This window comes from Marinimicrobium sp. UBA4509 (genome assembly GCF_002388575.1).
Classification (GTDB): Bacteria; Pseudomonadota; Gammaproteobacteria; order Pseudomonadales; family Cellvibrionaceae; genus Marinimicrobium; species Marinimicrobium koreense.
In genome coordinates this window covers 42110-49642 of sequence record NZ_DGMV01000085.1, presented here as the reverse complement: position 1 = coordinate 49642, position 7533 = coordinate 42110, and the positions used below count along the sequence as shown (strand labels likewise).

Sequence of the window (7533 nt, the reverse complement as noted above, 5' to 3'; positions counted from 1 at the left end):
TTGACTGAGTTATGAGAGGTCGGGTTAGCGAAGCGTAACCCGACACTGGGCTCAATCAGCTTCACAAGGTGGTTCGCGCTCGCTGGACCGCGGCGCGCACCTGATCCGGGGCAGTGCCGCCGATGTGGTTGCGGGCCGCCACGGAGCCTTCCAGAGTCAGCACGTCAAACACATCCTGCTCGATGGTATCGGAAAACTGCTGCAACTCATCCAGCGTCATTTCCGACAGATCCTTGCCGGTTTTCAGACCATAGGCCACGGACTTGCCCACCACTTCGTGCGCATCCCGGAAGGGAGTGCCCTTGCGCACCAGGTAGTCCGCCAGGTCGGTGGCGGTGGAGAAACCGCGCTTGGCCGCCTCATACATATTGTCTTTACGCGACTCAATGGCCGGAATCATATCGGCGAACGCACGCAGGCAATCACGGACGGTGTCAACGGCGTCGAACAGCGGTTCTTTGTCTTCCTGGTTGTCCTTGTTGTAGGCCAGAGGCTGGGACTTCATCAGGGTCAGCAGGCTGATCAGATGGCCGTTGACCCGGCCGGTTTTACCGCGCACCAGTTCGGGTACATCGGGGTTTTTCTTCTGCGGCATAATGGAAGAGCCGGTGCAGAAGCGATCGGGCAGATCGATAAAACCGAACTGGGCCGAGGTCCACAACACCAGCTCTTCACTGGCGCGGGACAGGTGGGTCATCAGAATGCTGGCGAAACTGCAGAACTCGATGGCAAAATCCCTGTCGCTGACCGAGTCCAGGGAGTTTTCGGTGGGCTTGTCAAAGCCCAGCAGCTCGGCAGTCATGGCCCGATCGATGGGGTAGGTGGTACCGGCCAGCGCGGCGGCGCCCAGAGGCGACTGATTCAGACGAGCCCGGCAGTCGCGCAGGCGGCCGTGATCGCGCTGGAGCATTTCGAACCAGGCCAGCAGGTGATGGCCAAAAGTGACCGGCTGGGCGGTCTGCAGGTGGGTGAAGCCGGGCATGATGGTGTCGGCTTCGCGCTCGGCCAGATCCAGCAGGCCGGTCTGCAGACGGCTCAGCTCGCCGCTGATCACATCAATGGCATCGCGCAGGTAAAGGCGAATGTCGGTGGCCACCTGATCATTGCGCGAACGGCCGGTGTGCAGCTTTTTGCCGGCGATGCCAATGCGCTTGGTCAGGGCCGCCTCGATGTTCATATGCACATCTTCCAGGCTCACGGACCACTCAAATTTGCCCGCTTCGATATCGGCGCGTACACCTTCGAGGCCTTCAATAATCAGGTCCCGCTCAGCTTCGGTCAGCACCCCGACCTTGGCGAGCATGGTGGCATGGGCGATGGAGCCCTTGATGTCCTGAGCGTAGAGGCGATAATCAAAACCGACGGAGGCGGTAAAACGCTCCACAAAAGCATCGGTGGGCTCGGAGAAGCGACCGCCCCAGGACTGGTTGGTCGACTCGGTGTTTTGATCACTCTGGCTCATGAAGACACTCGCTGTAATTGGACGTAGATAATAATTGGTTCACAAATCGGGCGCGTAAATCGCCTCAGGGTGCGCAAAACGCGTAGGATAGCGGCACGAAAGGCGCACAGTATAACGTAATCGAGGCCTACTTTGACGGATAACCCAACAGCCAGACCCGCCCCCGGCGAGAGCACAAGCTTCCTGCCCAACCTGTGTGCACCCCAGGCGGTGCTGCTGCTGGTGTTGGTGGCGGAGCTGCTGGCGGTGTTGCTGGCCATGATCAACCGGGGCTTGGCCCAGCTCAGTTGGGATTCCATCGCCCTGTACTCCTTTCTGGTGCAGTGGATCGTGCTGGTTAGCGCGGTTCTGCTGTGCCGCCTGCAACCACGCCTGAACCGCTGTACCCCAGTGCGGGCCGGCGCTCTCAGCTACGGGCTGGTGCTGGCCGTGACGGTCATTTTCTCCCTGCTCGGGCAGTGGCTCTTGCAGGCCTTTCTGGGTGCCGAGCTTCGGCTCGACGGCTGGCAACTGGCGGAAAATCTGCTGGCCGCCGCCATTCTGGCGGGCATCGGCTTGCGTTACCTGTATCTGCAGCAGCAGCTGCGCAACCAACAGCAGGCCGAGTTGAGCGCCCGGATTCAGGCCCTGCAATCGCGCATTCGCCCTCATTTTCTGTTCAACAGCCTCAACAGCATCGCCAGTCTGATTGCCACGGCGCCGGACCGGGCCGAACGGGCGGTGGAGGATCTGGCCGGCCTGTTTCGCGCCAGCCTGGCCGAACCGGCGTTGATTCCCCTGAACCGGGAGTTGGCGCTGTGCCGGGGCTACCTGGCCATGGAGCAACTGCGCCTGGGAGACCGGTTGCGCGTGGATTGGCATCTGGACGAGCTGCCAGAGAGCACGCCCATTCCCGCCCTGTTGCTACAACCGCTGTTGGAAAACGCCGTTTTCCATGGCATCGAGCCGAGGCCGGAGGGGGGCGACATCCAGATCCAGATCGCCCGCTCCGGCAACCAGGTGGCGATCCGGATCGATAACCCCCTACCTGCCGACCGCCACCCGGAGCAGGCCCGGCAGACCAACCGCATGGCGCTGGATAATGTCCGCCACCGACTGCAGGCGCACTTTGGCCCGGCGGCGCGCTTGTCCGAGCGCCGCGAAGGCGGTAGGTTTAACCTGATCATCACTTACCCGACGGAGTGACCCATGGATGTCCTGATTGTCGACGATGAACCCCTGGCCCGCGAGCGACTGGCTCGCATGGTCGACCAGTTGGACGGCTATTCCGTGGTGGCCCAGGCCGGCGACAGCGCCTCGGCTCTGACCGCCATTGCCCACCACGACCCGGATGTGGTCCTGCTGGATGTCCGCATGCCGGGCGACGACGGCGTCACCGCCGCCCACCGGATCGGCGAGCTCGAGGACCCACCGGCGGTCATCTTCTGCACCGCCTTCGACGAGTATGCCCTGGATGCCTTCGGAACCCAGGCTGTGGGCTATCTGCTCAAACCCGTGCGCGCCGAACAGTTACTGGAAGTGCTGGAAAAAGCCCGCACGCCCAACAAGCTTCAGAAGCGGGCCCAGCAGGGCCGTCACCCGGCAGGTAAAGAACGCAGCCATATCAGCGCTAAAACACCCCGCGGCGTCGAGCTGATTCCCCTCGATAGCGTGCGCTATTTTATGGCCGACCAGAAGTACGTCACCGTCTATCACGACCGCGGCGAGCACCTGCTGGACGACACCTTGAAGGAGCTGGAAGAGGCCTTCGGCGATCGCTTTCTGCGCACCCACCGCAGCGTGCTGGTGTCGGTCAATCACATCCAGGCCATGGAGCGGGACAATGAAGGACACTATCAGGTGCGTCTGGCGGATACCGACCATCGGCCGCCGGTGAGCCGGCGACATGCCAGCGCGTTGAAGGAGCTGCTTCAGAAAATCTAGGGGTTTCTTATCGCTGCATCTTCCAGCCCATGGCGTTTGAGTTTTTTGTACAAGACGGATATTGAATTATCAAATTCGTCAAATCCCAGCTCAGCTCGAGTCTGCATTAGGTCTTGGAACAGGGCTTGTGATTGAACGTCGATGGAGTTCAAATCCGCGTCATTCAAAGTCACCTCAAACCGTTCCAATTGCGAGAGTATGAAATCCTCTCTCAAACCCGGCATGGGCAGGTCGCCCACACGACGCCTCAGTACTGCGGTCCAGGCAAGAGCATTAATGAGATGGCGTTTCGTGCTATCGCGCCGATCACTCACGTTCGCTCGCTGCGCCATGGCCACCTCATTTCCCGCCATTCGATCGACCGCCACGACCGAACCACGAACAGCCGCTTCGCGATAGAGAACCGCCGCTTTTTCCAGCTGGCCCTCTTTCCATGCCGCGTGCTCGGCAAGCCGTTGTATGGCAAAAATGTCCCCGGCGTCTGCGAGAGACTTTAGCGTTTCATGATCGTAAAATTCATACCCGAGAGAGTGCGTCTCAAAGCCACGGTCGAACGCCCACTGGCGCGCTTCCGCATCATCCTCGGCTGTAACCCCTGCCGCAGCCAACCAATCGGCACGGGTATCAAATACTGGTTCCGAGGCTTCGTCTGGCGGACTCAGCGGCAACTCATCTGAGCCCGACGATGCCATACGCCCCGCCAGACGATCACCCAGCTTTTGCCAGATGGCCTCTTCAGCTTGAATATCGGGAGAGTTTACCGAACGCGACCTGTCTTCTTCGGGGCTATCAATAGCTGATCCTTCCGGCAATGTGTCTTCGGAAGACAGATCAAGATACAAATAGATCGTGCCCATAATACCCAACGCCAATGACACTCCAATAGCTGCCTTTTGCACAACGACTCCTTCTGTTTTCCCTCTGCCAACGCCCGCGCTGAACGCTCGAAAAGTGAGTAATCACTGGTCCGAAATTACTTGCGTGCCCTCATTACTATAGGCCAACAATCTGGTCGAATCCTCCGGATCTACGCCATAACGGATAGCGGCGTTACTCACCTTGGAAGACAGGCTGCCAGCTAAGCGGTCTGACTCCAATGCCTGAATGATACTTTCCATGGACCAATCCATCGGCTGGTTTTCGTCAGGTGGCACCATTTTGTGGTAATTCATGTCACACCTCATATCACTCCCACAGCGAATGAACGAACCATGACGATACCGCGGCGCTCCAGGAAAGCAAACAACCTAACTAAGGATAATCGCTGTAATCATGCCCACTTTTTCTCTCACCTGGTCTGGTATCATCCCGCACTGACACGCACTCGCAACGGGATGAATTATGTCCGAGACCCTACGCATCGCCACCCGCAAATCCCTGCTCGCACTCTGGCAGGCCGAATACGTCAAGGCCGAGCTGGAGCGCCACCACCCGGGGCTGACCGTGGAGCTGGTGCCCCTGGTCAGCCGGGGTGACAAGATTCTGGATGTGCCCCTGGCCAAAGTGGGCGGCAAAGGGCTGTTTGTAAAAGAGTTGGAGCACGCGATTACCAGTGGCGAGGCGGATATCGCAGTGCACTCCATGAAAGATGTGCCCATGGAGTTCCCGGAGGGGCTCGGCCTGCCGGTCATCTGCCCGCGGGAAGATCCGCGCGATGCTTTTGTTTCCAACCGCTACGACCAGCTCAGCGATATGCCCGGCGGCACCGTGGTGGGCACCTCCAGCCTGCGCCGGCAGTGCCAGATTCTGGCCGCCCGGCCGGACCTGGAGGTCAAGTTTCTTCGCGGCAACGTGCAGACCCGCCTGCGCAAGCTCGACGACGGCGAGTACGACGCCATTGTCCTGGCCACCGCTGGCCTGGTGCGTCTGGAGCTGAAGGAGCGGATTCGCAGCCGCATCGCCCCGGAGGAGTCCCTGCCCGCGGGCGGGCAGGGCGCCGTGGGCATTGAGTGCCGCACCGAGGATTTGCGCACCATTGAGCTGATCGCCCCCCTGCACCACGAGCCCACCGCAGAGCTGGTATTGGCGGAGCGGGCCATGAACCGGCGCCTGGAAGGCGGCTGCCAGGTGCCCATTGCCTGCTATGCTATACCCAGTGATGAGGGGCTGTGGTTGCGCGGTCTCGTGGGCTCACCGGACGGCACGGAAATGCTCTACGATGAGATTCGTGGCCCGGTCGCCGAGGGTGAGGCGATGGGCATTGCGCTGGCCGAGCGGCTGCTGGCGGCGGGCGCCGACCGGATTCTGGCGGACGTGTACGGACGGGAGCTGAAGTGACCCGGAGCGCCGGAGCGGACACGCTGACCGGCCTGCAGGTGCTGGTCACCCGGCCCGAAGCCCAGGCCGAGGCCTGGGCGGACACACTCAGGGCGCGGGGCGCTCACGCGGTGGTCGCCCCCCTGCTGACGCTGAGCCCGGTCTCGACGCCCGAGGCGAAGCAGGCGATCAAACAGTGCATACTGGATTTCGACCTCTACCAGAAAGCGATTTTCGTCAGCCAGAACGCCGTCGCCTATGCGTTTGAATGGCTGGAGGATTACTGGCCGCAGTTGCCCATCCGGATCGAGTATTACGGGGTCGGCGAACGCACCGGCAGGGCGCTGGAAGCCTATGGCGTACCGGTGACCGCCTGGCAGTCGGACGGCGCCATGAACAGTGAGGCCCTGCTGGCGGCCCCCGAATTGCAATCCGTGGCGGGCGAGCGCATTGTGATCTTCCGCGGCGTGGGCGGCCGGGGCGTGCTGGCCGAGACACTGCGTGAGCGCGGTGCCCGGGTGGATTACTGTGAGTTATACCAACGCCAGTGCCCGGATGACGCCGCCACACAGCTGAACCAGGCGCTGGTGGAACTGAACGAAACACCCCTGATGGTGGCCTTACACAGTGGTGAGACCCTGGAAAACTTTCATCAGGTCCGCCGGGCACTGCCTTCCGACCAGGCTCGGCGCCTGGCCCGAGGGACACTGCTGGTGCCCGGGGAGCGGGTTGCCCAGCAGGCGCGCGCGCTGGGCTATACCCGCGTGCTGACCGCTGAAAACGCCACCGACCCGGGTATGCTGGCCGCCCTTGAACGCGCCGCCATCGACCCGACCCTTTTGCAGACAGACGGAACCCACGACTGTGACTGATAACGACCAGACCAACGACACCACCCAGGAATCCACGCCCCCCGCCGACAAGACACCGGCGGACACCACCAGTGACAGGGCGGACAAGGGCACCCCCAAACGCCCCAGCAAGAAAACACCGGCCAACAAAAGCGGCCGTGCGCACCGATGGGGCTGGTTGCTGCTGGTGTTGATCTGCGTCGGCCTGCCCCTGGCCGCTGGATACGGCGTCTGGTGGGTCTGGCAGGATCTGGAACAGCAGCGCGAGCAGGTGACAGCGCTGCAGCAGCGCCTGGCCGAGCAATCCCAGGCCCTCCGTCAGCAGGACCGCGCCCTCGACCAGTTGCCCGGTCAGCTCAGCAGCGATTTGCGAGCCGATGTGCAAAGCGCCCAGCGAGGCCAGGCCGAGATCATCAGCCAGATGGAGCAGCGCCTGAACCGGGTGGACCGCCGCCTGAGCGCCATCGCCAGCACCGACCGGGAGGACTGGAAGCTGGCCGAGGCCGAGTACCTGCTGCGCCTGGCCAACCAGCGCCTGGTACTGGAGCGGGACAGCCGCAATGCACTCGCCCTGGCGGAAACCACCGATGCCATTCTGCGCGACCTGGGCGATGCGGACCTGCTGCCGATCCGCCGGGCCCTGGCGCGGGACATCCAGGCCCTGAAGCTCGCCGATCAGGTGGATCGGGAGGGTCTGTACCTGCGGTTATTGGCCCTGAACGAACAGGTACCCACGCTGCCACTGGTGGAACCCATGCGCAGCACACCCGACAACACCGTCCCCGATGAAGCGTCGGCTGAAGCCAACACCGGACCCTGGGCAACCATCAAACAGAGTTTCGCCCGCCTGGTCGAGCGTATCAGTGGCCATATCCGGATTCGCCATCATGATCAGCCCATTGCCTCCCTGGCTGACCCGCGCGAGCAGTTCATTCTGCGCCAGCAACTGCAGTTGATGTTGGAGCAGGCCCAGGCGGCGCTGTTGCGGGAGCAGACCGAGCTCTATCAATCCAGCCTCACCCGCGCGGCCGACTGGCTCTG

At 62.0% G+C, this 7533-nt stretch carries 8 protein-coding genes; 5 read left to right on the top strand and 3 right to left on the bottom strand.

Annotated elements, in window-relative coordinates:
- Nucleotides 1-61: 61 nt before the first annotated feature.
- On the bottom strand, nt 62-1462 hold the full coding sequence (gene argH, locus B3520_RS16315) for an argininosuccinate lyase (RefSeq protein ID WP_286876443.1): 1401 nt from the start codon (nt 1460-1462) through the stop codon (nt 62-64).
- A 132-nt stretch (nt 1463-1594) separates the two neighbouring features.
- Between argH and B3520_RS16310 the strand changes: the two genes are divergently transcribed.
- On the top strand, nt 1595-2647 hold the full coding sequence (locus tag B3520_RS16310) for a sensor histidine kinase (RefSeq protein WP_286806739.1): 1053 nt from the start codon (nt 1595-1597) through the stop codon (nt 2645-2647).
- Between the two features lie 3 nt (nt 2648-2650).
- Entirely contained in the window at nt 2651-3385 is a 735-nt protein-coding gene (locus tag B3520_RS16305; RefSeq protein ID WP_286806737.1) for a LytR/AlgR family response regulator transcription factor, read from the top strand.
- Here B3520_RS16305 and B3520_RS16300 read toward each other — a convergent pair.
- On the bottom strand, nt 3382-4284 hold the full coding sequence (locus tag B3520_RS16300; RefSeq protein WP_286806735.1) for a hypothetical protein: 903 nt from the start codon (nt 4282-4284) through the stop codon (nt 3382-3384). The two genes, B3520_RS16305 and B3520_RS16300, sit on opposite strands and share 4 nt — an antisense overlap.
- 60 nt (nt 4285-4344) lie before the next feature.
- Nucleotides 4345-4557, bottom strand: coding sequence for a hypothetical protein (locus B3520_RS16295; protein WP_286806733.1), 213 nt, complete (start codon nt 4555-4557; stop codon nt 4345-4347).
- Between the two features lie 169 nt (nt 4558-4726).
- Between B3520_RS16295 and hemC the strand changes: the two genes are divergently transcribed.
- The 3 genes from hemC to B3520_RS16280 form a co-directional block, all read left to right on the top strand.
- Nucleotides 4727-5662 (top strand): hydroxymethylbilane synthase, encoded by a 936-nt coding sequence (hemC, locus tag B3520_RS16290; protein ID WP_286806731.1) that lies wholly within the window; start codon nt 4727-4729, stop codon nt 5660-5662.
- The gene (locus B3520_RS16285; RefSeq protein WP_286806730.1) at nt 5659-6513 is read left to right on the top strand and encodes a uroporphyrinogen-III synthase; all 855 of its coding nucleotides are present in this window, start codon (nt 5659-5661) and stop codon (nt 6511-6513) included. Before hemC ends, B3520_RS16285 begins: the two co-directional genes overlap by 4 nt.
- A partial coding sequence (locus B3520_RS16280) for a uroporphyrinogen-III C-methyltransferase (RefSeq protein ID WP_286876441.1) occupies nt 6506-7533 on the top strand: 1028 nt, incomplete at its 3' end. The genes B3520_RS16285 and B3520_RS16280, both read left to right, overlap by 8 nt.

Excerpts from the sequence above, each read along its gene's own strand:
- B3520_RS16305 (WP_286806737.1), top strand. The coding sequence starts at position 2,651 with ATGGATGTCCTGATTGTCGACGATGAACCCCTGGCCCGCGAGCGACTG.
- B3520_RS16295 (WP_286806733.1), bottom strand. The coding sequence starts at position 4,557 with ATGAATTACCACAAAATGGTGCCACCTGACGAAAACCAGCCGATGGAT.
- hemC (WP_286806731.1), top strand. The coding sequence starts at position 4,727 with ATGTCCGAGACCCTACGCATCGCCACCCGCAAATCCCTGCTCGCACTC.
- argH (WP_286876443.1), bottom strand. The coding sequence starts at position 1,462 with ATGAGCCAGAGTGATCAAAACACCGAGTCGACCAACCAGTCCTGGGGC.